Annotated in this window: 27 protein-coding genes; 19 read left to right on the forward strand and 8 right to left on the reverse strand. The window is 72.3% G+C overall.

Going from position 1 to position 24722, the window contains the following annotated elements; genetic code table 11:
• Window positions 1–4 precede the first annotated feature (4 nt).
• Window positions 5–718 carry an L-ribulose-5-phosphate 4-epimerase AraD gene (araD, locus tag ACIQZN_RS13175; protein WP_403991752.1) on the forward strand — a complete coding sequence of 238 codons (714 nt, stop codon included), beginning with the start codon at window positions 5–7 and terminating at the stop codon, window positions 716–718.
• Window positions 719–760: 42 nt separating this feature from the next.
• On the opposite strand, the gene ACIQZN_RS13180 is transcribed toward araD, so the two are convergent.
• Window positions 761–1801: a LacI family DNA-binding transcriptional regulator gene (locus ACIQZN_RS13180; protein WP_403991755.1), complete on the reverse strand. Its 1041-nt coding sequence runs from the start codon at window positions 1799–1801 to the stop codon at window positions 761–763.
• A gap of 664 nt (window positions 1802–2465) precedes the next feature.
• Here ACIQZN_RS13180 and ACIQZN_RS13185 point away from each other — a divergent pair.
• From ACIQZN_RS13185 to ACIQZN_RS13245, 13 genes are all read left to right on the forward strand, one after another.
• Window positions 2466–3704, forward strand: coding sequence for an MFS transporter (locus tag ACIQZN_RS13185; protein ID WP_403991758.1), 1239 nt, complete (start codon window positions 2466–2468; stop codon window positions 3702–3704).
• Window positions 3705–3747: 43 nt separating this feature from the next.
• Window positions 3748–3912 carry a hypothetical protein gene (locus tag ACIQZN_RS13190; protein ID WP_403991761.1) on the forward strand — a complete coding sequence of 55 codons (165 nt, stop codon included), beginning with the start codon at window positions 3748–3750 and terminating at the stop codon, window positions 3910–3912.
• Window positions 3913–4043: 131 nt separating this feature from the next.
• Window positions 4044–4412 carry a hypothetical protein gene (locus ACIQZN_RS13195; protein ID WP_403991764.1) on the forward strand — a complete coding sequence of 123 codons (369 nt, stop codon included), beginning with the start codon at window positions 4044–4046 and terminating at the stop codon, window positions 4410–4412.
• Entirely contained in the window at window positions 4406–4984 is a 579-nt protein-coding gene (locus ACIQZN_RS13200; protein WP_403991767.1) for an MFS transporter, read from the forward strand. Before ACIQZN_RS13195 ends, ACIQZN_RS13200 begins: the two co-directional genes overlap by 7 nt.
• On the forward strand, window positions 4972–5673 hold the full coding sequence (locus tag ACIQZN_RS13205; RefSeq protein WP_403991769.1) for an MFS transporter: 702 nt from the start codon (window positions 4972–4974) through the stop codon (window positions 5671–5673). The genes ACIQZN_RS13200 and ACIQZN_RS13205 overlap by 13 nt, the downstream gene beginning before the upstream one ends.
• 472 nt (window positions 5674–6145) lie before the next feature.
• Window positions 6146–6322: a hypothetical protein gene (locus ACIQZN_RS13210; protein WP_403992305.1), complete on the forward strand. Its 177-nt coding sequence runs from the start codon at window positions 6146–6148 to the stop codon at window positions 6320–6322.
• Between the two features lie 69 nt (window positions 6323–6391).
• Window positions 6392–7243 carry a HipA family kinase gene (locus ACIQZN_RS13215; RefSeq protein WP_403991772.1) on the forward strand — a complete coding sequence of 284 codons (852 nt, stop codon included), beginning with the start codon at window positions 6392–6394 and terminating at the stop codon, window positions 7241–7243.
• Window positions 7240–7623, forward strand: coding sequence for a DUF3037 domain-containing protein (locus ACIQZN_RS13220; protein ID WP_361026629.1), 384 nt, complete (start codon window positions 7240–7242; stop codon window positions 7621–7623). The genes ACIQZN_RS13215 and ACIQZN_RS13220 overlap by 4 nt, the downstream gene beginning before the upstream one ends.
• Before the next feature lie 214 nt (window positions 7624–7837).
• Window positions 7838–8599 carry a 3-oxoacyl-ACP reductase FabG gene (fabG, locus tag ACIQZN_RS13225; RefSeq protein WP_383305048.1) on the forward strand — a complete coding sequence of 254 codons (762 nt, stop codon included), beginning with the start codon at window positions 7838–7840 and terminating at the stop codon, window positions 8597–8599.
• Window positions 8600–8619: 20 nt separating this feature from the next.
• Entirely contained in the window at window positions 8620–9375 is a 756-nt protein-coding gene (locus tag ACIQZN_RS13230) for an SDR family oxidoreductase (protein ID WP_161211349.1), read from the forward strand.
• A gap of 117 nt (window positions 9376–9492) precedes the next feature.
• Window positions 9493–11085: an ABC transporter substrate-binding protein gene (locus ACIQZN_RS13235; protein WP_403991776.1), complete on the forward strand. Its 1593-nt coding sequence runs from the start codon at window positions 9493–9495 to the stop codon at window positions 11083–11085.
• A 104-nt stretch (window positions 11086–11189) separates the two neighbouring features.
• On the forward strand, window positions 11190–11873 hold the full coding sequence (locus ACIQZN_RS13240; RefSeq protein WP_403991779.1) for a uracil-DNA glycosylase: 684 nt from the start codon (window positions 11190–11192) through the stop codon (window positions 11871–11873).
• Window positions 11874–11966: 93 nt separating this feature from the next.
• Window positions 11967–12452: a hypothetical protein gene (locus tag ACIQZN_RS13245; protein ID WP_265545582.1), complete on the forward strand. Its 486-nt coding sequence runs from the start codon at window positions 11967–11969 to the stop codon at window positions 12450–12452.
• A 25-nt stretch (window positions 12453–12477) separates the two neighbouring features.
• Here ACIQZN_RS13245 and ACIQZN_RS13250 read toward each other — a convergent pair whose 3' ends face one another.
• Both ACIQZN_RS13250 and ACIQZN_RS13255 read right to left on the reverse strand, forming a co-directional pair.
• Window positions 12478–12918 (reverse strand): hypothetical protein, encoded by a 441-nt coding sequence (locus ACIQZN_RS13250; RefSeq protein WP_403992307.1) that lies wholly within the window; start codon window positions 12916–12918, stop codon window positions 12478–12480.
• Window positions 12919–13040: 122 nt separating this feature from the next.
• The gene (locus tag ACIQZN_RS13255) at window positions 13041–13628 is read right to left on the reverse strand and encodes a TetR/AcrR family transcriptional regulator (RefSeq protein ID WP_403991782.1); all 588 of its coding nucleotides are present in this window, start codon (window positions 13626–13628) and stop codon (window positions 13041–13043) included.
• Window positions 13629–13720: 92 nt separating this feature from the next.
• Between ACIQZN_RS13255 and ACIQZN_RS13260 the strand changes: the two genes are divergently transcribed.
• Complete coding sequence (locus ACIQZN_RS13260) at window positions 13721–14935, forward strand: FAD-dependent monooxygenase (protein WP_403991785.1); 1215 nt, start codon at window positions 13721–13723, stop codon at window positions 14933–14935.
• 19 nt (window positions 14936–14954) lie between these two features.
• The gene (locus ACIQZN_RS13265) at window positions 14955–15854 is read left to right on the forward strand and encodes a Gfo/Idh/MocA family protein (protein ID WP_403991788.1); all 900 of its coding nucleotides are present in this window, start codon (window positions 14955–14957) and stop codon (window positions 15852–15854) included.
• A gap of 173 nt (window positions 15855–16027) precedes the next feature.
• Here ACIQZN_RS13265 and lnt read toward each other — a convergent pair whose 3' ends face one another.
• Window positions 16028–17599 (reverse strand): apolipoprotein N-acyltransferase, encoded by a 1572-nt coding sequence (gene lnt / locus ACIQZN_RS13270; RefSeq protein WP_403991791.1) that lies wholly within the window; start codon window positions 17597–17599, stop codon window positions 16028–16030.
• A gap of 92 nt (window positions 17600–17691) precedes the next feature.
• Complete coding sequence (locus ACIQZN_RS13275) at window positions 17692–18561, reverse strand: universal stress protein (protein ID WP_403991794.1); 870 nt, start codon at window positions 18559–18561, stop codon at window positions 17692–17694.
• Between the two features lie 152 nt (window positions 18562–18713).
• On the opposite strand from ACIQZN_RS13275, the gene ACIQZN_RS13280 reads away from it, so the two are divergent.
• A complete protein-coding gene (locus tag ACIQZN_RS13280) occupies window positions 18714–19091 on the forward strand; it encodes a hypothetical protein (protein WP_403991796.1) in 378 nt (125 codons plus the stop codon).
• Window positions 19092–19139: 48 nt separating this feature from the next.
• Here ACIQZN_RS13280 and ACIQZN_RS13285 read toward each other — a convergent pair whose 3' ends face one another.
• Window positions 19140–20012: an undecaprenyl-diphosphate phosphatase gene (locus ACIQZN_RS13285; RefSeq protein ID WP_403991799.1), complete on the reverse strand. Its 873-nt coding sequence runs from the start codon at window positions 20010–20012 to the stop codon at window positions 19140–19142.
• 184 nt (window positions 20013–20196) lie between these two features.
• Window positions 20197–20907, reverse strand: a complete 711-nt coding sequence (locus ACIQZN_RS13290; protein ID WP_403991802.1) for a TVP38/TMEM64 family protein — start codon at window positions 20905–20907, stop codon at window positions 20197–20199.
• 364 nt (window positions 20908–21271) lie between these two features.
• Here ACIQZN_RS13290 and tuf point away from each other — a divergent pair, with 364 nt between their 5' ends.
• The gene (gene tuf / locus ACIQZN_RS13295; protein WP_403991805.1) at window positions 21272–22441 is read left to right on the forward strand and encodes an elongation factor Tu; all 1170 of its coding nucleotides are present in this window, start codon (window positions 21272–21274) and stop codon (window positions 22439–22441) included.
• Between the two features lie 103 nt (window positions 22442–22544).
• Window positions 22545–23390, forward strand: coding sequence for a spermidine synthase (locus ACIQZN_RS13300; RefSeq protein ID WP_403991808.1), 846 nt, complete (start codon window positions 22545–22547; stop codon window positions 23388–23390).
• Here the strand turns inward: ACIQZN_RS13300 and ACIQZN_RS13305 are convergent.
• Window positions 23352–24668 (reverse strand): MFS transporter, encoded by a 1317-nt coding sequence (locus ACIQZN_RS13305; protein ID WP_403991811.1) that lies wholly within the window; start codon window positions 24666–24668, stop codon window positions 23352–23354. The genes ACIQZN_RS13300 and ACIQZN_RS13305 overlap by 39 nt on opposite strands.
• Window positions 24669–24722 lie beyond the last annotated feature (54 nt).

Consider the following 24722-nt stretch of genomic DNA (forward strand, 5'->3'; position numbering starts at 1 on the left):
CTCCGTGGCCGGGACCGTATCGAACGAGCTGCGCCGAGAAGTGCTCGAAGCCAACCTCCGCATCCCCCTGGCCGGGCTCGCCACCCTCACCTGGGGCAACGTGAGCGGAGTCGACCGGGAGGCCGGTGTCTTCGTCATCAAGCCGTCCGGGGTCTCCTACGACGCGCTGGGCGCCGACGACCTCGTCGTCGTCTCGCTGGCCGACGGCAGCGTCGTGGAGGGCCGGCTGCGCCCGTCCACCGACACCGAGACGCACCGCAGCCTCTACCTGGCGTTCCCCTCGATCGGCGGGGTGACCCACACCCACTCCACCCACGCCGTCGCGTTCGCCCAGGCCAGGCGTCCGATCCCGGTGCTCGGCACCACCCACGCCGACACCTTCAACGGGCCCGTCCCGGTCACCGCCGCGCTGACACCCGAGCAGTGCGCCGAGGACTACGAGTACAACACCGGGCAGGTCATCGTGGACCTCCTGGAGCGCGACGACACCCGGGCCGGGGAGGTGCCCGGCGCCCTGGTCGCCCACCACGGTCCGTTCACCTGGGGCGCCGACGCCACCAAGTCCCTGGAGCACGCCATCATCTGCGAGGCGGTGGCGGAGATGGCCCTGCACACCATCGCCCTGGGCACGGTGGAACCCCCGCAGCACCTGCTGGACCGCCACTTCACCCGTAAGCACGGCCCGGACGCCTACTACGGCAACCCCGGAGCCGCGTGACACCACCGCACGGCACACCTGCCCGGGCGCCGGCGGACCGGGTCAGCGGCCGGCGGGTGGCCGTACGCTCTCCCGGCGGACGAGCTCCGGGGTGATCACGGGCTGCGCGCCCTTCGTCTCGGCACCGTTGATCAGCCCGAGCAGGAGGTCGAGCGTCGTGGTGGCGACGGCGCCGAAGTCCTGGCGCACGGTGGTCAGCGGCGGCGAGTAGAACGCCGACTCGGGCACGTCGTCGAACCCGATGATGCTCACCTGGTCCGGGACCGAACGCCCCCGCTCGGTCATGGCGCGCAGGGCGCCGAGTGCCTGGTGGTCGTTGGCCGCGAAGACCGCGGTGACCTCGGGCATCCGGGCCAGCATCTGCCCCGCCCGGTGCCCGGAGGCGGCGGACCAGTCGCCCGTGCTGACCGGCGGCACCTCCGCCCCGGCCTCCTGGAGCGCCCGGCGCCAGCCCCGGATGCGGCCCGCCGCGTCGAACCAGTCCGGCGGGCCCGAGATGTGCCACACCGTCTCGTGGCCCGCCTCCAGCAGGTGCTTCGTGGCCTCGTACGCGCCCTGCTCCTGGTCGACGGCCACCATCGGCGCGCCGCGCTCGGGGTCGCCGTCGATGGTGACCAGGGGGACCTCGGCGGGCACCGCGGCCAGCGCGGCGTCGGCCGACGCGGTGGGCGCGATGACCACGATCCCGGCCACGCGCTCGTCGCGGTGGCGCTCGACGGCGGCGGTGATCGAGGACTGCCCCAGCTCGGGCACCCGGTGCACGCTCACCGCGAAGCCCTGGCGGGCGGCGGCGATCTCGAAGGCGGCCAGGAGCGAGGAGGGTCCGTACAGCGTGGAGTTCTGGGCGATCACGCCGATCAGCTGGGAGCGCCCCGTCACCAGGGCGCGCGCCGCACGGTTGGGCCGGTAGCCCAGCTCCTTCACCGCCGCGAGCACCCTGAGCCGGGTCTGCTCGCGCACATTGGGGTGGCTGTTGAGTACCCGGGACACCGTCTGATGGGACACGCCCGCGAGCCGCGCGACATCGGTCATCGCCGGTTCCCGCACCACTGGACTCGTCGCCGTGGCGTCCTCCACACCCATCTCCTCCTGACGGTGACCGCCCCGCCCCCGGCTATCCGCCGGCGGCCGCGGGTGATCCGCATTGAACGTTCAATCTACGCCCGGCCGAGGTGCGGCCCTCGCGGTGCGGGCTCCCACCGCCATACGGCGGTGCGGGAGCGTCGCTACGAACGGCCGGAAGCCGTCGAGGTGTGGGCGGCGTACGTGCACCTCGGACCGTAATTGGACTGCCGGGCCCTGGCGTGATGCGCGGTGGCAGTGGAGCCACAACGAACCACGCCCGACCCGCGTCGGCGCGGCCCGGGGTTGTCGCTGGATATCGATGCATCTTCCTTGATCAGGAGTTACATTGATTGGTTGGCTCTGTTCCGTAGCCGGTGGTTACGGTACGTGACAGTGGTAGTTGGCAGTACATGCGAACGTTTTCTCGTCCTGTTCCGGTATGTGGGGTACTGGCCGAGAAAGTTCACGGATACCACGGCTGAACCGTTACGGATGTGCCGGTCGACGGCCGCTAGGCACCACGATCTGGTGGCCACCTTCGAGAGCTGCCTGCAACCGACTGCCCCGCCACTGGCCCGTGTCCGACACAGGAATCTGATACATGGGATCATCCTCGACCACTGAACCGTCCCCACCCTCGGCGTCCGGCCCGCCCGCACCGGCGCCCCCAGACCGGTGGCCCGTGCCGCTGCGCCGGCACCGTCCGCTGCTGCTCCTGGTCATCGAGCAGCTGACGAGTTCGGTGGGGCGACAGGTCACCGCCCTGGCGCTTCCGCTGCTCGCCATCGCCCATCTCAACGCCGGTCCGCTGGGCGCCTCCACGCTCATGGCGATGACCTATCTGCCCGCTGTCGTGCTGAGTCCGCTGATCGGGGTCGCCGTCGACCGAACCCGGCTGCGCCGTCTGCTGGTGACCACCACCTGGGCCCAGGTCCCCGTCATCGGCAGCTTGACGCTCGCGGCGGCCTCGGACGGACTGACCTGGCCGCACCTCCTCGCCGTGGCAGCCGTCTCCGGCACCCTGAACTCCACGCAGAGCGTGGCCCTGCAGTCCTGTCTGCCCCGCGTGGTGCCCTCGGAGCAGCTGCTGCCGGCCAATACCTCGCTCGCCGGGGCCCGGACGATCGGCCTGATCGGGGGGCCGGCGCTGGGCGGCATCCTGATCGGCATCATCGACCCGGCGCCGGCGCTGCTGGTGGAGTGCGTCGCCTACGTCATCGGCGGGGGCCTGTTCCTCGCGTTGCCGATGGTGCTGAACCGGTCGGTGAACGACGCCGACGCGAACCCGAAGTCCAGGATCGACGCCCTCAGGGAAGGGCTGACGGTGATCCGGCGCGAGACGCTGCTGCGTCGTCAGGCGCTTGCCGCGGCCGGCCTAAACCTGGGCGGTGGTGCGGGCAGTGGTTTGTTCATCCTGTACGCGGACCAGCAACTGAGGCTCCCTACATGGCAGTTGGGTACGGTGTACGCCGCGTACGCTGTCGGCATGGGGACCGGTGTGCTCGTCGCGACGGCGGCCACCCGTGCGCTGGGCATGGCCCGGGCCATCCAGGTGTGCGCCCTGGGGGCGGGGGCAGCCCTCTTCCTTATCCCCGCGGCCTCCCTGGGGCTGGCGTTCCCGGTGCTGGTGCTGTACGAGCTGCTGTCCGGGCTGATGGCCACCGTGTGGTCGATCGCCATGGTCACGGGGCGGCAGCTCATCACCCCGCCTCATCTGCTGGGCCGCGTCAACTCATTCCTCCAGGCGGTCCTGACCGCCACCCTGCCCGTCGGCGCCTTCGCGGGAGGGTGGCTCGCCTCCCGGGTCGGCATCGTGCCGGTGCTGATCGGGGCGGCGGCGGTCGCCCTGGCGGGCGCGAGCAGTCTGTGGTTCCCGCGCGATCTGCTCGCCGATGTCGAACGGGCGGCGGACACGCCCTAGCCGCGGAAAAGTTTTCGTCACTGGCGGGGAGATCCTGCACCCTGTGGACGTCAATACCCTGCAGGCTGCCCTGCCGGCGGTGCGGCTCCTGAACGTGTACGGTCCCACCGAGACCAACGTGTGTACTTTCCACGAGATCAACCCCGCCTTGAAACCCGAGGAGGAAGTGCCCATCGGGCGCGTGCTGCCCGGCGCGGAGCGATGCTGATGACCGGCTACCTTGCCCCCGCGCAGACCGCCGCGCGGTCGACGGTGCGGACCGCCGACGGTCGCGAGTGGTAGGCGAGTGGCGACCAGGTCTGCGAGAACCCAGACGGTGACCTGCGGTTCATCGGGCGGGTGGACGCGCAGATCAAGTCGCACGGCTACCGCGTGGAGCTCGGCGAGGTGGAAACGACCGTACGACGCTGCAGGGGCATCCACGAGGCGGTGGCCGCCGGCACCCCGGACCCCGTCTTCTCCAACCTGATCACGGTATTCGACACCGCAGAAATGGAAGCGGCTCGCGCACTCTGCGGACGACCGCCGGAGTACCTGCCGCTCCATATGCTCCCGCATCACGTCGTGCACGTCGACGGAGAACTCCCCAGGCTCAGCAACGGAAGGGTTGACCAGAAATCACTCTCTGAGTTGGGGAGTTCGCCGCGGCTGCCCATAATGAGCGGCTTCGCGATCTTCAACCAGTGGATGGAGGCGCTCTTGTGGTGACCACAGAGGGAAAAGCCGAATCCGAGTCCGAAGTCCTTCGGGTTCCCGGCTTCAGGCGACTGTGGGGATCGAACGGGCTGCGGTTCTCCGCGGCCGAGATCGCCAGCTTCGCCCTCCCTATCACGGCAGTGACGTTGCTGCACGCGAACCCGTTCGAAGTCGGTCTGATCTTCGTCTTCAGCCGTCTCGGCTACCTGTTGGTCGGTTTGCCCGCCGGCGTCTGGGTCGACCGCTGGAACCGAAAGTCTGTCCTGCTGTGGTCGGACGCGATCTACGTAGTCAGCTTCGCCAGCATTCCGCTCGCCTACGTCCTCGACGCCTTAACCGTGCCGCATCTCATAGCGACGGCCTTCGTCGGCAGCGTGAGCGGCGTGTTCTTCGACGTCGCGCACAACAGCATCCTGCCGCAGCTGTTGCCCAAGCGTCAGATAGCCGACGCCAACGCCCGGCTGCAGACCTCCTCCACCACGATCATGGCGATCTCGCCCGGCGCGGCAGGCCTGGCGACCCGGGCCGTCCCCGCCCCCTCCTGTACCTGTTCGCCGTCGTCTGCCACGTCGTGTCCATCCTGATGGTCAGAGGCATCAAGCCCGCCGAGATGGAGCGACCCCTCAATGAGAAGCGCAACTTCCGCCGCGAAGTCGTCGAGGGCGTACGATTCCTCTTCAAGCACCCCCTGCTCCGCCTGATCGTTTGCCAGGCCGCCTTGAACAACCTCGGCGCCAGCATCATGCTGGCGATGCTGCCGGTCTTCCTCCTGGACGAGATCGGGGTCTCCTCCTGGGTCTTCGGCCTGCTGTCCACGCTGGGTGCCGTGGCCGGTATCGTCGCCTCGCTGTTCTGCCCGCGGCTGCGGCGCCGGTTCGGCGAGATCCGGATGACGATGGTCTTCTCCGCGCTCGCCCCCTTCGCCCTCGTTGCCGCGCCTCTCGCCGCCGTCTTCCGCGGCGCGGCCGTTCCCCTCGTCGCCACCGCCCAGATCCTCATCGGCTTCGTCGTGGTCGGCCGCGCCGTCGCCGTCGCCGGACTGCGCGCCCGTGCCACCCCGCTCGCCTATATGGGGCGCGTCACCGCCGCCAACGGTGTCGTCACGCAGGGTGCCACCCCGCTCGGGGGGTTGATCGGCGGTCTGCTGGCCGGTGTCTGGTCGACCACGGTCGCCCTCTGGGTCGGTGTGGTCGTCACAGCGATACCCGTCGTCATTCTGCTGCGTTCGCCGCTTCGCTCACAAAGGATCTTTCCCTCGGAGTGGGAGGTGTAACGGGCTCGACACCCGCGCCGCACGCCTCCATCGGCTGTGGCCCCGGCCGGCACGCCACCCATTCACTGAAACAGGGCCGCCAAGTGCTCGGCGTAAAGTCCTCGCCCGGCGCAGCCGACATCGCCCGCTTGCGGGGGGAGAGAAGAGAGAGACGCTCACCACCACCGTCGAGGGCCTCACGCCCGACATCGGTAGGTTCGACACCGTGCTCCTCGTCGGCCAGAACATCTGGCTCTTGGGCAACCGCGAGAAGGCCGGGAAGATTCTGAGCCGTCTCGCCGTCGTAACGCGCCCCGGAGGCTCATTCCTCGGCGTGAGCGTCGACCTGCATGCCCTGAGCAGCGCCTGGATCCGGGCCTACCGGCCAAGGCCGGCGTCATCCCGCCACGTGTCGAGGGGGCGACAGCCTGGCAGTGGGCGGCGGCCCCGAAGGACGGCTTTCCACATGCTCCGGCACACCTGTGCGTCGATCATGTTGGAGGCCGGAGAGCCTGTCGTGATGCTGGCTCGGTGGCTCGGACGTTCCCCGCCTGCGATCACCCTCCGTTACTATGCTCACTCATGCCGGAAGCTGGCGGTAAGGGGCGCGGTGCCATCGACGGTCTGCTCGGGGAGCGGGGACAACGGCTGGTCGGTCGGCGGCCCGTGATTCCTGCCTCCGCGCTCCGGAGAAGTCGTCCATGGATGGCAAGGCTGAAGAGATGGGTGGCCTGGGAAAGTGTTGCAAGAGGTTGTAGCGACCCGCTATGTCACGCCCTTGCGTGAAGGCGGCTCGCTCCCCGGGATCGTCGAGGCCGACGACCTCGGCACGTACGTCATGAAGTTCACCGGAGCCGGGCAGGGCCGCAAGACCCTCGTCGCGGAGGTGATCTGCGGGCAGCTCGGGCGGCGGCTCGGTCTGCGGGTGCCCGAGCTCGTGCAGATCCAGCTCGACCCGGTCATCGGGCTCGCCGAGCCCGACCAGGAGGTGCAGGAACTACTGAAGGCCAGCGGCGGCCTGAACCTCGGGATGGACTTCCTGCCCGGCTCCCTCGGCTTCGACGCGCTCGCCTACGAGGTCGACCCGCGCGAGGCCGGGCGGATCGTCTGGTTCGACGCGCTGATCAACAACGTCGACCGGTCCTGGCGCAACCCCAACATGCTGATCTGGCATGGCGACCTCTGGCTCATCGACCACGGCGCCACCATGATCTGGCACCACAACTGGCCCGGCGCCCAGGCGTCCGCCGCCAAGCCCTACAACGCGTCGGACCACGCCCTCGCCCCCTTCCGCCCCGACATCGCGGCCGCCGCCGCCGAGCTCGCCCCGCTGGTGACGCCCGAGCTGCTCGCCGAGGCCGCCGCCGACGTCCCCGACGAGTGGCTGGTGGACGAACCGGGCTTCGGCTCGACGGACGAGCTGCGGCAGGCGTACGTGGACGCGCTGGCCGCCCGTGCGGGCACCATCCACGAGCGGATCGTCCTGGACGCGCCCACCCCCGACAAGCCGTCCCAGGCCCCGGGCTGGATCACCGAACGCCTCGACCCGACCACCCACGCCAGGACCGGAGAGAAGGGCGGCCGGGCATGAGCGGGCGCGATGTCTTCGAGTACGCGCTGCTGCGCGTCGTCCCCCGCGTCCAGCGCGGGGAGTGCTTCAACGCCGGGGTGGTCGTCTACTGCCGCGCCAAGGGCTTCGTGGCCGCTCGCACCGAGCTGGACGAGGCCAAGCTGAAGGCGCTCGACCCCGGCGCCGACGTGACCGGGGTCCGGGCGGCGCTGCACGCCGTCGAGGGCGTCTGCCGCGGTGGTACGGACGCGGGCCAGGCCGCCGGTGACGACGCGGGCAGGCGCTTCCGCTGGCTGATCGCGCCGCGCTCCACCGTCGTACAGCCCGGGCCCGTGCACAGCGGCCTCACCGCCGATCCCGAGGCCGAGGTGGAGCGGCTGCTCGACCTGCTGGTGCGCTGATCCGCGCCCCGGGCCGCCGTCCGCGCACCGCGTGACGGCGGCCCGGCGGGGTGTGACATGCGCCGCTGCGCCCGTGGCCCGTTGACACCGGGTGCCAGGGCTTCTAGCGTCTCGTCTGCTGAAGGTACTAAGCGGTTGCTCAGTCATCGGGCGGTTTCTCTCCGGAGCCCCCGACGTCCGCTGAGCCGCTATCCAAGGGCGAGGAGAGCCAAGCATGTCGACCAGCGAGCAGCGCGTAGCCATCGTGACGGGAGCGGCCCGGGGCATCGGTGCCGCCACCGCGGTACGTCTGGCGGCCGAGGGCCGCGCCGTCGCCGTACTCGACCTCGACGAGGCGGCCTGCAAGGACACCGTCGAGAAGATCACCGCCGCCGGGGGCAAGGCCCTCGCCGTCGGCTGCGACGTGTCGGACAGCGCCCAGGTGGAGGCCGCCGTCGCGCGGGTCGCCGCCGAGCTCGGCGCCCCGACGATCCTCGTCAACAACGCGGGCGTGCTCCGCGACAACCTGCTCTTCAAGATGAGCGAGTCCGACTGGGACACCGTGATGAACGTGCACCTCAAGGGCGCGTTCCTGATGGCCAAGGCTGTCCAGAAGCACATGGTGGACGCCAAGTTCGGCCGTATCGTCTCGCTGTCCTCCTCGTCGGCGCTCGGCAACCGCGGCCAGGCCAACTACTCGGCGGTCAAGGCCGGTCTCCAGGGCTTCACCAAGACGCTCGCCAAGGAGCTCGGCAAGTTCGGCATCACCGCCAACGCCGTCGCGCCCGGCTTCATCGTCACCGAGATGACCGCGCAGACCGCCGCCCGCGTCGGCATGGGCTTCGAGGAGTTCCAGGCGGCCGCCGCGACGCAGATCCCGGTCCAGCGCGTCGGCGTCCCCGACGACATCGCCAACGCCATCGCCTTCTTCACGGGCGACGCCGCCGGCTTCGTCTCCGGCCAGGTCATGTACGTGGCCGGCGGACCGCTCAACTGACCCGAAGGGCTGCGGACAACATGACTGTGCAGGACAGCGGCAAGGTCGCGCTGATCACCGGCGCGAGCCGGGGCATCGGCTACGGCATCGCGCAGGCGCTCGTGGAGCGCGGCGACCGGGTGTGCATCACCGGGCGCAACGAGGACGCCCTGAAGGAGGCCGTCGAGACGCTCGGCGCCGACCGGGTCATCGGCGTCGCCGGCAAGGCGCACGACGAGGCGCACCAGGCGGTGGCCGTCGCCCGCACCATGGAGGCGTTCGGCCGGGTCGACTTCCTGGTCAACAACGCCGGCACCAACCCGGTCTTCGGGCCGATCGCGGAGCTCGACCTGAACGTCGCCCGCAAGGTCTTCGAGACCAACGTGGTCTCGGCGCTCGGCTTCGCCCAGCAGACCTGGAAGGCGTGGCAGAAGGAGAACGGCGGCGCGATCGTCAACATCGCCTCGGTCGCCGGTGTCTCCGCCTCGCCCTTCATCGGCGCGTACGGGATGAGCAAGGCGGCCATGGTCAACCTGACCCTCCAGCTGGCGCACGAGTTCGCGCCGGTGGTCCGGGTCAACACGATCGCCCCGGCGGTCGTCAAGACCCGCTTCGCCCAGGCGCTCTACGAGGGCCGCGAGGAGGAGGCCGCGGCCGCCTACCCGCTCGGCAGGCTCGGCGTCCCGGAGGACATCGGCGGCGCCGCCGCCTTCCTCACCTCCGGCCAGTCCGCCTGGATCACGGGCCAGACCCTGGTGGTCGACGGGGGCATTTTCCTGAATGCCGGAGTCGGCTGATCCGGCCTGGGCCGATATGGCCCCGATTGCCTCAAGTGCCCCGCCGGACCTGCGGATTGACCCGGCGGGGCGCTGCGGTATGGTCTGCCGACCCATGGCTGATCGAGGAGCGTGCACGTGTTCTACCGGGCCAGTCTGCAAGCCGCTGCAGCCCTTGCGTCCCTGTCCTTGCTGGCCGGCTGCGGGCTGTTGCCCGGCGGCGGCTCGGAGGTGGACCAGAAGCTCGCCGTCGGGACGACCAGTGAGCCGTCGACCCTCGATCCGGCGGCGGCGTGGGACGGCTCCTGGGAGCTGATGCGGAACGTCTTCCAGACCCTGGTCAGCTTCCCCACCGGCAGTACGAAGCCCGAGCCGGACGCGGCCGAGGAGTGCAGGTTCACCGACCGCACCAGCACCGCCTACCGGTGCACGCTCCGCAAGGGGCTGAAGTTCTCCAACGGCGACAAGCTGGACGCGGCGGCCGTGAAGTACTCCATCGACCGGATCTCGGAGATCGCGGTCAAGGGCGGACCCGTCGGCATGCTCGGCTCGCTCGACCGGGTCGAGACCAAGGGCGACGACGTCGTCATCTTCAACCTGAAGAAGCCCGACGCCACCTTCCCGTTCGTGCTGGCCACCCCGGCCATGTCCCTGGTCGCGCCGAGCGCGTACTCGAAGCACAAGATCCGCGACGACGGCAAGGTCACCGGCTCCGGCCCCTACCTGCTGGACTCCTACACGCAGGGCGACCGCTCCGAACTGGTGAAGAACCCCGACTACGAGGGCTTCGCCGACCGCAAGAACGACGCCGTGACCATCCGGTACTTCAAGGAGTCCGGCGCCATGGTGAAGGCGCTCCGGGAGAACGAGATCGACGCCACCTACCGCGGCCTGTCCGCCGAGGACGTCGTCAGCATCGAGGACAGCAGGAGCAGCGGCGACGGGAAGGGCAGTGACCTCCAGATCGTGGAGTCCACCGGCGCCGACATCCGCTTCCTGGTCTTCAACCCGGACGACCCCGCCGCCGGGAAACCGGCCGTCCGGCGGGCGATAGCCCAGCTGGTCGACCGGGACGCGCTCGTCGCCAAGGTCTACCGGGGCACGGCCGAACCGCTGTACTCGATGGTCCCCAAGGGCATCGCCACGCACACCACCAGCTTCTTCGACACCTTCGGCAACCCCAGCAAGGACAAGGCCCGCCAGATCCTGGCCGACGCGCACATCACCACGCCCGTCCCCATGACCTTCTGGTACACCACCGACCGCTACGGCTCCTCGACCGAGCCCGAGTTCGATGAACTGAAGCGCCAGCTGGAGCAGTCCGGACTCTTCCGCATCACCCTGAAGCACCGGCCGTGGAAGACCTTCCAGGAGGGCTTCACCAAGGGGGAGTATCCGGTCTTCGGCCGCGGCTGGTTCCCCGACTTCCCGGACCCGGACAACTTCATCGCCCCCTTCGTGGGCAAGAACAGCGTCACCGGCATGCCGTACGCGCAGGACGAGATCACCAAGCAGCTGCTGCCCCAGTCCCGCAAGCAGAGCGACCGGGGCACGGTCGCCAAGGAGTTCGAGCGGGCGCAGAAGATCCTGGTGGACGACGTGCGGCTGCTGCCGCTGTGGCAGGGCAAGCTGTACGTGGCGGAGGGCGAGGACATCGGCGGCGGCGAGCGCGCCCTGGACCCGCAGACCGTCATGCAGATGTGGGAGCTGTACCGCAAGGCCAGCTGGTGATCCCGCGGTCCCTGCGGGCCCCGGTGGCCCGCCCGGACCGCGTTGTCAGTGGCGCCCGGTAGGTTCTGGAAGCAAGAACGGATTGCTTACCGGAGGTTGTTCACGTGACCGACACCGACCTGCTGCCCGAGTCCTGGCGCGGCGTCCTCGGCGAAGAGCTGCAGAAGCCCTACTTCAAGGAACTCACCGAGTTCGTCGAGGAGGAGCGCTCCGCCGGACCGGTCTACCCGCCCCGGGAGCAGGTGTTCGCGGCCCTCGAAGCGACCCCGTACGACAAGGTGAAGGTCCTGGTCCTCGGCCAGGACCCCTACCACGGCGAGGGCCAGGGACACGGCCTCTGCTTCTCCGTGCGGCCCGGCGTGAAGACCCCGCCCTCGCTGCGCAACATCTACAAGGAGATGCAGGAGGAGCTGGGCCTGCCCGTCCCGGACAACGGCTATCTGATGCCGTGGGCCGAACAGGGCGTCCTGCTGCTCAACGCCGTGCTCACCGTCCGCGCGGGCGAGGCCAACTCGCACAAGGGCAAGGGCTGGGAGAAGGTGACCGACGCCGTGATCCGCGCCGTCGCCGCTCGTCCCGACCCGGCGGTCTTCGTCCTCTGGGGCAATTACGCGCAGAAGAAGCTCCCCCTGATCGACACCGAGCGCCATGTGGTGGTGAAGGGCGCCCACCCCTCGCCGCTGTCCGCGAAGAAGTTCTTCGGCTCCCGCCCCTTCACCCAGATAAACGAGGCCATCGCCCAGCAGGGCCACCAGCCCATCGACTGGCGCATCCCCGACCTGGGCTGAGCGCCCTTGAGCCTCCACGCGTCCGCCCGTCCCGGCGGCTAGCGTCGGAAGCCGGACCGCCGGTTTCGGGCGGACGGGCGCGAGGAGGCCGTGGTGACGGAGCAGCGGGAGGCGTCGGAGGACGTCTTCATGACCAGGATCGGCCAGGCGGTCATGCTGCTGCACGGAGGGGACCGGGAGGAGGCCCGCAACCGCTTCACCGTGCTCTGGTCCGAGATCGGCGACGAGGGCGACGCCCTGCACCGGTGCACCCTGGCGCACTACATGGCCGACACGCAGGACGACCCGGCCGACGAGCTGGCCTGGGACCTGCGTGCGCTGACGGCCGCCCGCGCCCTGGCCGACGAAGGCGCGGCCGGAGAGCGGGACGCCCTCGCGATGCGCGCCTTCTACCCGTCGCTGCACCTCAACCTCGCCGCGGACTACATGAAGCTCCAGCGGCCGGGCGCCGCCCGGGACCACCTGGAGCGGGCCCGGGCCGCCTCGGCGGTGCTGGCCGACGACGGCACGGACGACGGATACGGGGGCGGCGTCCGGGCGGCGATCGGCCGGCTGGAGCGGCGGCTGCGCGAGTGGTGACCGGCGACCTCGGAGCTCCGCCGCGTCACCGCCCGTAGGCGCGGTCGCAGATCCGGGACTGCGGGCTGCCCGCCGGCCAGTGGCCGTAGCCCCGGCCGAGATCGCACACCCCGGACCCGCCGCCGGGCGCGGGCAGGACCGGCGCGGGGCCGGGCGGGGCGATCCGGCGCGGCAGCGGCAGGTCCGGGGCGGGCACGGGCCGTCGCGGCAGCGGCAGCCGCGGTGCGCCGGGACGCGCGGCCGGGCGCCCCGGCGACGTCGTGTGCGCGGCGGACGGCGGGGCCGCGCGGGACGGCTTCGCCTTCGGTACGGCCTCCAGCGTGTCGTGCACCGGCGGCCCGGCGGTCTGCGGGGCCAGGTCGTGGGCCGGCCGGCTGACCCCCGGGCGCGGCGGGGCGGCCGGGTGCGGCTGGACGGACACGCACCCGGACAGGGCCGCGACCGTGAGGCAGACCAGGAGTTTCACGGCGGTTCTCGTTCGTTGCACGTGATCAACTCTGCGGGGCCAGGGACTGGTCCGTGCCGCCGTCGCCCCCGATCCGCCCGCACGAGTGACGTCGGTCAGCACGGCGCCGCGGGAACGGGGCGTCAGTGCCCCAGCATCCCGCGCAGCAGCTCACCGAATCCCGTCCGCAGCTCCGCCTCGCCGGGCACGTCGCGGTGGTAGGAACCGGCCGCGCACGAGAACATCAGCCCCTCGCACCAGGCCACCAGGGACAGCGTGTGCCGTTCCGGCTCCGGCGACCCGGCCGCCGTCATCAGCGCCACCAGCGGGGCGCGGAACTGCGTGCCCGTCGCGTCAAAGAACTCCCGCAGCTCGGGGCGTCGGGTGGCCTCCAGCGCCAGTTCGTACCGGCAGACCAGCAGCTCCGGGTGGTGCGTCAGATAGCGGTGCAGGGCCCGGGCCAGCCCCGCGACCAGCTCGGCGGTGTCCGTTCCCGCCCCCAGCCCGCCGGGTGCGAGGACCCGCCCCTCGCGCTCCGCCAGCCGTCGCACCGCCGCCTCCAGCAGTGCCTGCCGGGTCCGGGCGTGGTTCGACGTCGAGCCCTGGGGCAGCCCGGCCCGCTCGTCCACCGCCCGGTGCGTCAGCCCCCGCATGCCGCGCTCCGCGAGGAGGGCGAGCGCGGCGTCGGCGATCAGTTCGGCCCGGTCGGAGCCGGTGGGGCGTGCGGTCATGGGCCCAACCTACCGTCGTGACTACAGCTGTAGTAGGTTGGATGGTGGCACTACAGGTGTAGTCGCCGTGCTCCTCGGACCGGAGGGAAGTCATGGACAAGCACCGTGCGGTCGTCATCGGCAGCGGGATCGGCGGGCTCACCGCCGCCCTCGCCCTGCACCGGTCCGGCTGGCGGGTCACCGTGCTGGAACGCGCCGCCTCCCTGGAGCCCGTCGGCGCCGGCATCGGGCTCGCCCCCAACGCCCAGCGCGCGCTCGACGTCGTCGGCCTCGGCGACGAGATCAGGTCCCTGGCCGCCTGGCAGGGCGAGGGCGGGATGCGCGCCCCGTCCGGCCGCTGGCTCTCGCGCACCGACGCCTCGGCCGCGGCCGAGCGGTTCGGCGGCCCCCTCGTCCTCGTGCACCGCGCCGTTCTCATCGACCGCATCGCCGCCCGGCTCCCCGCCTCCGCCCTCCGCACCGGCTGCCCGGCCCGCCTGACCGACCCCGGCACCGCGGGCGGCGCCCCCGCAGTCGTCACCACGCCGGCCGGGGCGATCGAGGCCGAACTCGTCGTCGGCGCCGACGGCATCCACTCCGGCGTCCGCGGCGCCCTCTTCCCGGACGCCCCCGGCCCCTCCTACGCCGGCTTCACCACCTGGCGCGTCGTCGTCCCGGCACCGGACCGCCCCTTCCCGCCGCACGAGACCTGGGGGCGCGGCGCGCTCTGGGGCACCCAGCCGCTCAAGGACGGCAGGATCTACGCCTACGCGGCGATGACCGCCCCCGCCGGGGACCGGGCGGCCGACGACGAGAAGGCCGAACTCCTGCGCCGCTTCGGCGACTGGCACGACCCGGTCCCCGAGATCGTCGCCGCCACCGCACCCGAGGAGATCCTCCGCAACGACGTGTACCGGATGGCCGACCCGCTCCCCGCGTTCCACCGGGGCCGCACCGTGCTGCTCGGGGACTCCGCCCACGCCATGGCCCCCACCCTCGGCCAGGGCGGCAACCAGGCCATCGAGGACGGCATCGTCCTCGCCCACCACGTGGCCCCCGGCCGGGACCTGGGCGCCGGCCTCGCCGCGTACACCGCCGACCGGCTGCCGCGTACCTCCGCCGTCGTCCGCAAGGCCGACCGTGTCTCCCGGCTCATGAGCCTGAGCAGCGCCCCGGCCGTCGCCGCACGCGACTTCCTCATGTCCACCGTCTCCCGGCTCGGCCCCGGGCTCGTCCTGCGCACCTTCGACGGGATCGCCGACTGGCGGCCGCCGGGCGCCGCGTATGCTGCCGGGACCACGGAGGAGGCGCCCGGCACACGGCGCTGACCAGCGAGAGGAACACCCTGTGAAGGTCGGCTGCATCGGGCTCGGGGACATCGCGCGGAAGGCGTACCTGCCGGTGCTCGGCAGCCTGCCGGGCATCGAACTCCACCTCCAGACCCGTACCCAGGCCACCCTGGACGCGGTCGCCGCCGCCCACCGCGTCCCGGCGGACCGGTGCCACCAGAACCTGGACTCGCTGCTCGCCCAGGGGCTCGACGCCGCGTTCGTGCACGCCTCGACCGCCGCCCACCCCGAGATCGTGGGCCGGCTGCTCGACGCCGGCGTTCCCACTTACGTCGACAAGCCGCTCGCGTACACGCTGGAGGAGTCCACCCGGCTGGTGGAGCTCGCCGAGGCGCGCTCCACCGCCCTCGCCGTGGGCTTCAACCGCCGGCTGGCCCCGGGCTACGCCCAGTGCGCGGAGCACCCGCGCGAGCTGATCCTCATGCAGAAGAACCGGGTCGGGCTCCCCGAGAAGCCCCGGACCATGGTGTTCGACGACTTCATCCACGTCGTGGACACCCTGCGCTTCCTGGCACCCGGCCCCGTCGAGCGCACCGTGGTGAGCGGCCGGCTCGTGGACGGTCTGCTCCACCACGTGGTGCTCCAGCTCTCCGGCGACGGCTTCACCGCGATCGGCGCGATGAACCGGCTCAGCGGCTCGACCGAGGAGCGGCTGGAGGTCTCCGGCCAGGACTCCAAGCGCGAGGTGCTCAACCTCGCGGAGGTCATCGACCACAAGGGCCAGCCGAGCGTGCGCCGACGCGGCGACTGGGTCCCGGTGGCCCGTCAGCGAGGCATCGAGCAGGCCGTGCTGGCCTTCCTGGACGCCGTACGCGAGGGCCGACAGCTGAGCGCTCGCGACGCCCTGGAAACCCACGAGCTGTGCGAACGCGTCCTCAGGGAACTCGACGCGGCCTAGGTCCTGTCTGACAATTCCCGTCTGCCGGGCGACGCCATGCATGCACTCTCGCCGCACCGGCCCCAGACCCCAGTACATCCAGTACAGGGGTCTGGGGCCGGCACGCCGAGAGCACGCACCTGACGCCGCCCGGCCCGCCCTCCGGGCGGACGACGGGAATTGTCAGACAGGCCCTAGACAGCCTGCGCCGCCGCCCGCGTACGCCTCCGGGCCCGCACCCCCCGTACGCCCTCCGCCGCGCAGAAGACCGCCAGCACCCCCAGCGCCCCGTACACCGGCCAGTCGCCCAGCCGTACGTAGAGCGTCGTGCCCCGGGCCAGCGGCACCCCGTAGACGGCGGCGCCGCTGGTGTCCGTGCCGAGCCGGGGCCCGACCGCCTCGCCGTGCGGCCCGTACACCGCGCTCACGCCCGTGAGGGTGGCGTGCACCATCGGGCGGCCGCTCTCCGCAGCCCGCAGCGCGCCGAGCGAGGCATGCTGGCCCGGGGCCCAGCCGTGCTGGAAGGACGAGGTGGAGGACTGGGCGACCAGGATCCCCGCCCCGTCCCGGACCAGACGCCGGCTCATGTCCGGGAACGCGGACTCGAAGCAGACCAGCGGGCCGATGCGCAGTCCGTCCGCGCCGGGCACCCGCATCGTGACCGGGCCCGTACCGCGCAGCCGGTCCTCGCCTGCCGCCCGGCCCATCGAGGTCGCCCAGCCGAGCGCCGCCCGGGCCGGGATGTACTCACCGAACGGCACCAGCCGCATCTTGTCGTACCGGTCCCCGGTGAGCCCCTGGGGCCCGACCAGCACGGCGCTCTTGAAGATCCCGGTGCGCCCCACCGCGTCGGTCTGCCGGGCGTCCACGTTCACCAGGACGTCCGCGCCCACCGTCCGCGACAGCGCCGCCAGCCGGGCCGCTGTCTCCGGCCGCCGGACCGGATCGACACCGACGCTGCTCTCGCCCCACACCACCAGGTCGACGCCCTGGCCGGCGAGCGACCGGGTCAGCTCCTCGCTGAGGGCGAACCTGCGCTGAATGCTCCCCGGTCCCTCCACGATCCCGGGCTGCACGACGGCCACCTTGGCCGTCCCCGCCCGTTCCGGCTGCGGCGCCCACACCCAGGCCGCACCGACCACCAACGCGCCCACCAGGAGCGACACGGCGGCCACGGCCCGGGCGGCGGAGTGCACAAGCAGCACGGTGACCGCCGTGTTCACCGCCACCACCAGCAGGCTCACCAGCCACACCCCGCCCACCGAGGCCAGCCGCAGCGCCGGTTCCACCTGCCACTGGCTCGCCCCGAGCAGCCCCCACGGGCCGCCCAGAGCCTCCCAGGACCGCACCAGCTCGATCACCAGCCAGCCGCACGGCACCACGACCACCGCCGCGACCGCAGCCCGCCCGCTCACCGGACCCCGCAGCAGCCGGTGCGCCAGCAGCCCCCACGGCGCCCACAGCAGACCGAGCAGCGCCGCGAGGATCACGATGAACACATGCAGGCTCGGCATCAGCCAGTGGTGCACGGCGATCATGTAACCCGTGCCGCCCAGCCACGCGTCCCGCGCCGCCGCGCGCCCCGTCCCGGCGGACCGGACCAGCAACAGCAGCGGGACCAGGCAGACATAGGCGAACCACCACAGCGAGGGCGCGGGGAAGGCCAGGGCCGGCAGCGCACCGGCCACCAGCGCGGCGGCCGCGCGCCCCGGGGTCCGGTCCAGCACGCGCGCGCCCCGTTCGCGCCATCCGGTCCGCGCATCCATGCCGCACCTCCTCGCCCCGCCCGCCGGCAGGTCCGTCCGCCGTCCGGTCCCGATCTTCTGCCCAGTGTGCGGCAGCGGACGCGGCCCGGGCGTCAGCAGGGGACCACGGCCACCGGGCGCATCGCGTGCGTGAGCGTCGTGTGTGCCACCGGGGACAGCCCGAGGCCCAGCGACTCACCGCCGCGCCGCCGCCCGATGACGGTCAGCGAGGCCGTCGCCGAGGCGGTGACCAGTGTGCGTGTGGCGGAGCCGTTCACCGGCTCCTTCATGACCTCGACCTGCGGATACCGGGCACGCCAGCCGGCCGTCAGTTCCGCCAGCGACCGCTCGGCCGCGTTCGCCGCCGCGTCCCGGTCGAAGACCGGCCCGCCGGACAGCATGGACGAGAACATCGTCCAGCCGTGCACGATCCGCAGCCGGGCGCCCGGGTGCGCTGCCGCCGTCTCGAAGGCGAAGTCCAGCACCCCTTCGCTGCTCTCGTCGGCGGCCACCCCGGCGACGATGTCCGGGAAGACCTCGCCCGCGCCCTCACCGGCCGGTTCCTCGTCGTCCCGGCCGCCGTGCACGATCACCACGGGGCACTTCGCCATGGACGCCGTCGCCAGGCTGTTGGACCCGAGCATCAGGGACCGGAATCCGCCGAGCCCCCGCGAGCCGAGCACCAGCAGCGAGGCGTCCCGGCTCAGCGAGACCAGCGCCGCCGACGGGAAGTCGAGCGGGGCGAGCGTGGTGGGCCGCAGCCCCGGAGCGGTCCCGGCGACCCGGCGCACGGCCGAGGCCAGCAGTTCGCCCGCCTCCCGCTCCTGGACCTCCTGGTCGGTGCGCCGGGCCAGCTGCCTGACATGCACGATGAGCAGCGGCCAGTCCCGTACGACCGCCTCACGGGCCGCCCAGTCCAGCGCGTCCCAGCTGTGCGAGGAGCCGTCGACCGCCGCGATCACGGGAAGCTCGGTGCCGCTCATGGGTTCCTCTCCGCCGTCCTGACCTGCTCCGTACGCTACGGCGGCCCGGGCACCGGTGCCGAGGCGGAGGCGGCCGTCCGGGCCCCGGCACGGCATGACCTTGCACGTCGTTTGTCCCTCTGGGCCGGTCCGGCTGCGCCTATGCTCGCCGTATGGAGCAGAGCGAAGTGGTGAAGCGTGTGGTCGGCATCCTCACCGAAGCGGGGGAGATGCGCCGGCTGCTGGAGGAGAACCCGGACCGCGAAGACGCCGACACCGACTCGACCGTGGTGACCGCCCTCCTCAACGAGACCATGCCCCGGATCGCGATCCCGGAGGACGCCACCGTCGAGGACGTGGTGGTGGTCGTCGGGCGCGAGGTCGGCGGTGCGGTGGAACAGCTCGTCGGCGCGTTCACGCTGGCGTTCGCCATGCTGGCCCAGGTCCACGACTCCGGGCAGACGGACGTCACCTCGGCGGACGTGCTCCAGGACCTCGCCCTGCGCGCCGAGCAGTTCGGCGCCGAGGGCCCCGACGACACGGAGATCTGACGCGGTGCGCCGCCCCCGGTCACGGCCGGGGGCGGCACCGTATGCACGTCAGCCCGCGGACTCACCCGCGTGCGGGGACAGCGCGCCGGCACCGATGAGGATGAAGAGCAGCACGCCCAGCGCGATCCGGTAGATCACGAACGGCATGAAGCTCTTCGTCGTGATGAACTTCATGAACCATGCGATGACCGCGTATCCCACCCCGAACGCGATCACGGTCGCGAAGATCGTCGGGCCCCAGGCCACATGCCCCTCGCCCGCGTCCTTCAGCTCGAAGACGCCCGAGGCGAGCACCGCGGGGATCGCGAGCAGGAACGAGTAACGGGCCGCCGCCTCACGGGTGTAGCCCATCAGCAGACCGCCGCTGATCGTGGCGCCGGAGCGCGAGACGCCCGGGACCAGGGCGAGCGCCTGGCAGAACCCGTAGATCAGGCCGTCCTTGACGCCCAGTTCGCGCAGGGTCTTGCGCTGCTTGCCGGCCCGGTGCCGGCCGCCCGACTCGTCGCGCGCGGCCAGCCGGTCCGCGATGCCGAGCACGATGCCCATCACGATCAGGGTGGTGGCGATCAGCCGCAGATCGCGGAACGGACCCTCGATCTGGTCCTGGAACGCCAGGCCGAGCACACCGATGGGCAGCGAGCCGACGATGACCAGCCAGCCCATCTTCGCGTCGTGGTCGCCGCGCATCGAACGGTTCGTCAGCGACCTGAACCACGCCGAGACGATCCGCGCGATGTCCTTGCGGAAGTAGATGATGACCGCGGCCTCCGTGCCGATCTGGGTGATCGCGGTGAAGGCCGCACCCGGATCGTGCCAGTCGGCGAACGCTGCGGTGAGCCGCAGATGCGCGCTGGAGGAGATCGGCAGGAACTCGGTCAGTCCCTGGACGAGGCCGAGGACGAACGATTCGAACCAGCTCATGGGGCTTGGGCCATCCCGGGATACTCGTGCGCCGGCCGCCGGCGTCGGGCGCAGGCGGCGTGCGGTGTGCGGTCACGCGAGAACAGGGCCCGGCCGGGCCCTGTCTCGTCTGTCGGTCGCGGGCAGCGTATCGCCCCCGGGTGAACGCCCGGCGACAACCCCCGCGCGCCCCGCCCCGTCGTCCTCAGCCGCCCAGGCGGTGGCGGCGGCGCCAGGCGACCACGGCCGCGCCGGCCCCCGTCAGCACGATGAAGCCCATCGCCGCCAGGAACGCGGGCGAGGTCGGCGACGACGCCTCGCTGCCCGCCACCACATAGGCGGCGGTGTTCGGGATCGAGCCCAGGCCCGTCGCCACCAGGAACGGCGGATAGCCCATGCGCGAGACGGCCGCGCAGTAATTGGCGGCGGCGAACGGCACCCCGGGGAAGAGCCGCAGCGCCAGCATCGAGCGGAAGCCGTGCCGGCTCAGCTGCCCGTCAGCCGCCCGCAGCCAGCGCCCCCGGACCAGGGTCCGCAACGCGTCCTGGCCCAGGACCCGGCCGAGCATGAAGGAGACCCCCGCGCCCAGCACCGTGCCGCCGATCGCCGCCGCGAGGCCCGCCTGCACCCCGAACAGGGCGCCCGCCGCGAGATTCAGCAACGGACGCGGCACGAACGCCACCGTGCAGACGCCGTACGCGAGTCCGAAGAGCACCACCGCCGTCGAGCCGCCGCTCAGCTCCCCGAGTCTCCCGGAGGTCAGCAGCTGCTGCGGGTCCAGCAGCAGCATGGCCGTCGCGGCGGCCACCAGCACGGCGACGAGCAGCGAGAGCCGGGACCACGGCGAGAGCAGCACCCGCGTGCAGCGCACGGCGAGGCCGGGGGCGGGCCGGGTGGCGGGGACGACGTCGAGCATTCGGGGAGAGTAACCGAAAAGGTGTGTGATCGCCGTAATGCGCCCCCGCCGGTCCAACGGCCGCCCGCGCCCAATCCCCGTACGCCCCGCCGTAATTCGCTCGACGGGCGGGCGGCCCTTCGGAGATGATCGGCGCATGTCCCGGTACGCCTTCCTCGCCGCGCCGTCCGCAGTCGCGGACGCGCCGAAGGCTGCCGTGTGCGCACTCGCAGCAGGTGGCGCCGCAGCGGTCACCGCTGCCGCAGCGCCCCTCGGCGGCGCCCGAAGCTGACCCTCCCCCGACTGTCCGGCGGACCCCGCGAGGGGAGGGTCGGCCGGGCCCCGGGGTCCTCACGTCACGCTTCGCATCCCAAGGAATGAACCCATGCCCAAGACGGCATACGTGCGCACCAAGCCGCACCTCAACATCGGCACCATGGGCCACGTCGACCACGGCAAGACGACCCTGACCGCCGCCATCACCAAGGTGCTCAGCGACCGCGGCACCGGCACCTTCGTCCCCTTCGACCGCATCGACCGCGCGCCCGAGGAGGCGCAGCGCGGCATCACCATCAACATCGCGCACGTCGAGTACGAGACCGGCACCCGGCACTACGCGCACGTCGACATGCCCGGTCACGCCGACTACATCAAGAACATGGTCACCGGGGCCGCCCAGCTCGACGGGGCGATCCTCGTCGTCTCCGCGGTCGACGGGATCATGCCGCAGACCGCCGAGCACGTCCTGCTCGCCCGCCAGGTGGGTGTCGACCACATCGTGGTGGCCCTCAACAAGGCGGACGCGGGTGACCCCGAGCTGACCGACCTCGTGGAGCTGGAGGTCCGCGAGCTGCTGTCCGCGCACGGCTACGGCGGCGACACGGTGCCCGTCGTACGGGTGTCGGGGCTGCGGGCGCTGGAGGGCGACCCACGCTGGACGGGTGCCGTGGAGGCGCTGCTCGACGCCGTCGACACGTATGTGCCGATGCCGGTGCGCTACACCGACGCGCCGTTCCTGCTGCCGGTGGAGAACGTCCTGACCATCACCGGCCGGGGCACGGTCGTCACCGGCGCCGTGGAGCGCGGCACGGTGCGTGTCGGCGACCGGGTGTCGGTGCTCGGCCCGGACATCGAGACGGTCGTCACCGGCCTGGAGACCTTCGGCAAGCCGATGGAGTCCGCCGAGGCCGGCGACAACGTCGCGCTGCTCCTGCGCGGCGTCGAGCGCGACCGGGTGCGACGCGGCCATGTCGTCGCGGCGCCGGGCAGCGTCACCCCGAGCCGGCGCTTCACCGCGCGGGTGTACGTCCTGTCGGGGCGCGAGGGGGGCCGCACCACCCCGGTCACCACCGGGTACCGGCCGCAGTTCTACATCCGCACGGCCGACGTGGTCGGCGACGTGGACCTCGGCGAGGCGGCGGTCGCGCGGCCCGGCGACACGGTCACCATGACCGTCGAGCTGGGCCGGGACATCCCGCTGGAGCCGGGCCTCGGCTTCGCGATCCGCGAGGGCGGCCGCACGGTCGGCGCCGGCACGGTCACGGAGCTGCTCTGAGCCGTACGGGCCCCGGGCCCGCCTTCCCCGACCCCGGGGGAGGCGGGCCCGTCCGTCGTCGGCCCGGGCGGGCCCCTCCACCGGGAGCCCCCACAATGGGGGAGTGAACGAGTCGATACCCGTCATCCGGGACGTGGACCACGGCACCGCACGCCTCCTCCCGGACGTGGACCGGGAACGGGCCTGGCTGCTCACGGTCGACGGCGCCCCGCAGTCCTACGTCGACCTCGACGCGCCCGAGCACCTGGAGTTCGAGTACGCCCGTCGGCTCGGCCACGTCGTGGACTGCGCGGCGGACCCGGACGAGCCGCTGGACGTCCTGCACCTGGGCGGCGGCGGCCTCACCCTGCCCCGGTACGTCGCGGCCACCCGCCCCGGCTCCCGGCAGGAGGTGGCGGACGCGGACCGCGGGCTGCTCGGCCTCGTCGCGGAGCACCTGCCGCTGCCCGAGGACTCCGGCATCACCGTGCACGCGGCGGACGCCCGCGCCCGGCTTGAGGGGACCGCTCCCGGCTCGGTGGACCTGCTGATCGCGGACGTCTTCGGCGGGTCCCGGGTCCCCGCCCACCTCACCTCGGTCCCGTACGCCAGGGCGGCGGCGCTGGCGCTGCGCCCGGACGGGGTCTACGCCGCGAACCTGGCCGACGGGCCGCCGTTCGGCTTCCTGCGCTCGCAGCTGGCCACCTTCGCTGAGGTCTTCGGCGAGCTGGCGCTGATCGCGGAGCCGGGGGTGCTGCGCGGCCGCCGCTTCGGCAACGTGGTCCTGGTCGCCTCCCGCGCCCCGTTCGACACGGCGGCGCTGGCCCGCCGGTGCGCGGCGGACGCCTTCCCGGCGCGGGTGGAGCACGGCGCGTCGCTGGCCGCGTTCGTCAACGGGGCCCGGCCGGTCGGGGACGAGGACGCGGTGGCGTCACCCGAGCCGCCCGACGGCGCCTTCAGCCTCGGCTGAGGTGGGCGGCAGGAGCGGGGCGGCGGCGGCCACCTCGACCGTCGCGGTCCGGCGGGTCAGGTTGCGTACGTCCGGAACGAACAGCACCGCACCCGTGACGAGCACGACCAGGCCCGCGCACCCCCACAGCGCCTCGGAGCGCCCGACCAGCGACTCGACCGGTCCGGCGAGAGCGGTGGCGACCGGCACCATCGCCACCGAACCGAACCAGTCGTAGGCCGAGACGCGCGACAGCTTCTCCTCCGGGATCTCCTGGTGCATGGCCGTCATCCAGGAGACGCCGAACACCTCGATCGCCGTACCGCTGACGAACATCACCAGGCAGAGCCAGCTCGCCGACAGCGGCACCGCGAGCCCGGCCGACGGCAGGGCCAGCGGGAAGACGCAGAGCGTTCCGGCCAGCAGCAGCCGGCGCGGCTTCCACCGCATCATGAGCAGCGCCCCGGCGAGGTTGCCGACGCCGAACGCGGCGAGCGCGAAGCCCCAGGGCCGGGCGCCGCCCAGCTCGTCGCGGGCGACCAGCGGTCCGTAGACCGCCTCGGCGGCCCCGACTGCGGCGACCACCACGGAGAACTGGGCGACGATGGACCAGAGCCACGGTCGGCCGATGAACTCCTTCCAGCCGTCCCGCAGGTCCGCGAGCAGCCCGCCCCCGGGCTCGCGGGCCGGGATGTGGCTGACGTCGAGGAAGGCGCGCAGGGCGCCCGCGACCGCGAAGGCCGCCGCGTCGACGGCGAGCACCCAGCCCGGGTCCATGGCCGCGATCATGGCGCCGCCGAGGGCCGCGCCGCCGATCGCGGCGCCCTGGGTGGACATCCGGAAGAGCGCGAAGGCCCGGCTCGCCTGTTCGCCGCTGACGCTCGACATCAGCATGCCCTCGGCCGCCGGACTGAAGAACGCCTGCCCGGTGCCGCAGAGCGCGGTGAGCAGCATCATCTGCCACAGCTTCGGGTCGCCGGCCAGGACCAGCAGGGCGAAGAGGCCCTGCGAGACGCAGTTGAGGGTGTTGGCCGCGACCATCACCCGGTGGCGCGGCATCCGGTCGGCTATCGCCCCGCCGATGAGCAGGAACAGCACCAGCGGCACCGTCCTGGCGGCGGCGACGAGACCGACGTCACCGCCGTCGCCGCCCGCCTGGAGAACCGCGAACGCCGCCGCGATCAGCGCGCCGTGGGTGCCCAGGGCGGTGATGATCGAGGCGGCGGTCAGCAGCCGGTAGTTGCGGCCCGCCGGGACGGGACGGGTGGTGCGGGGGGCGGGGGCGGCTGCGTCGGTCACCCAGGGACTATCGCGGCCGCCGCCCGGTTGTGCAAATGCGTTGCCGGACCGGGG

The sequence above is a fragment of the Streptomyces sp. NPDC097595 genome (assembly GCF_044761525.1).
GTDB classification, from domain to species: domain Bacteria; phylum Actinomycetota; class Actinomycetes; order Streptomycetales; family Streptomycetaceae; genus Streptomyces; species Streptomyces drozdowiczii_A.

Excerpts from the sequence above, each read along its gene's own strand:
- ACIQZN_RS13210 (WP_403992305.1), top strand. The coding sequence starts at position 6,146 with ATGTTGGAGGCCGGAGAGCCTGTCGTGATGCTGGCTCGGTGGCTCGGA.
- ACIQZN_RS13260 (WP_403991785.1), top strand. The coding sequence starts at position 13,721 with ATGGACAAGCACCGTGCGGTCGTCATCGGCAGCGGGATCGGCGGGCTC.
- ACIQZN_RS13290 (WP_403991802.1), bottom strand. The coding sequence starts at position 20,907 with ATGCTCGACGTCGTCCCCGCCACCCGGCCCGCCCCCGGCCTCGCCGTG.
- ACIQZN_RS13280 (WP_403991796.1), top strand. The coding sequence starts at position 18,714 with ATGGAGCAGAGCGAAGTGGTGAAGCGTGTGGTCGGCATCCTCACCGAA.
- ACIQZN_RS13230 (WP_161211349.1), top strand. The coding sequence starts at position 8,620 with ATGACTGTGCAGGACAGCGGCAAGGTCGCGCTGATCACCGGCGCGAGC.
- ACIQZN_RS13285 (WP_403991799.1), bottom strand. The coding sequence starts at position 20,012 with ATGAGCTGGTTCGAATCGTTCGTCCTCGGCCTCGTCCAGGGACTGACC.
- ACIQZN_RS13220 (WP_361026629.1), top strand. The coding sequence starts at position 7,240 with ATGAGCGGGCGCGATGTCTTCGAGTACGCGCTGCTGCGCGTCGTCCCC.
- tuf (WP_403991805.1), top strand. The coding sequence starts at position 21,272 with ATGCCCAAGACGGCATACGTGCGCACCAAGCCGCACCTCAACATCGGC.
- ACIQZN_RS13275 (WP_403991794.1), bottom strand. The coding sequence starts at position 18,561 with ATGAGCGGCACCGAGCTTCCCGTGATCGCGGCGGTCGACGGCTCCTCG.
- ACIQZN_RS13180 (WP_403991755.1), bottom strand. The coding sequence starts at position 1,801 with ATGGGTGTGGAGGACGCCACGGCGACGAGTCCAGTGGTGCGGGAACCG.
- lnt (WP_403991791.1), bottom strand. The coding sequence starts at position 17,599 with ATGGATGCGCGGACCGGATGGCGCGAACGGGGCGCGCGCGTGCTGGAC.
- fabG (WP_383305048.1), top strand. The coding sequence starts at position 7,838 with ATGTCGACCAGCGAGCAGCGCGTAGCCATCGTGACGGGAGCGGCCCGG.
- ACIQZN_RS13255 (WP_403991782.1), bottom strand. The coding sequence starts at position 13,628 with ATGACCGCACGCCCCACCGGCTCCGACCGGGCCGAACTGATCGCCGAC.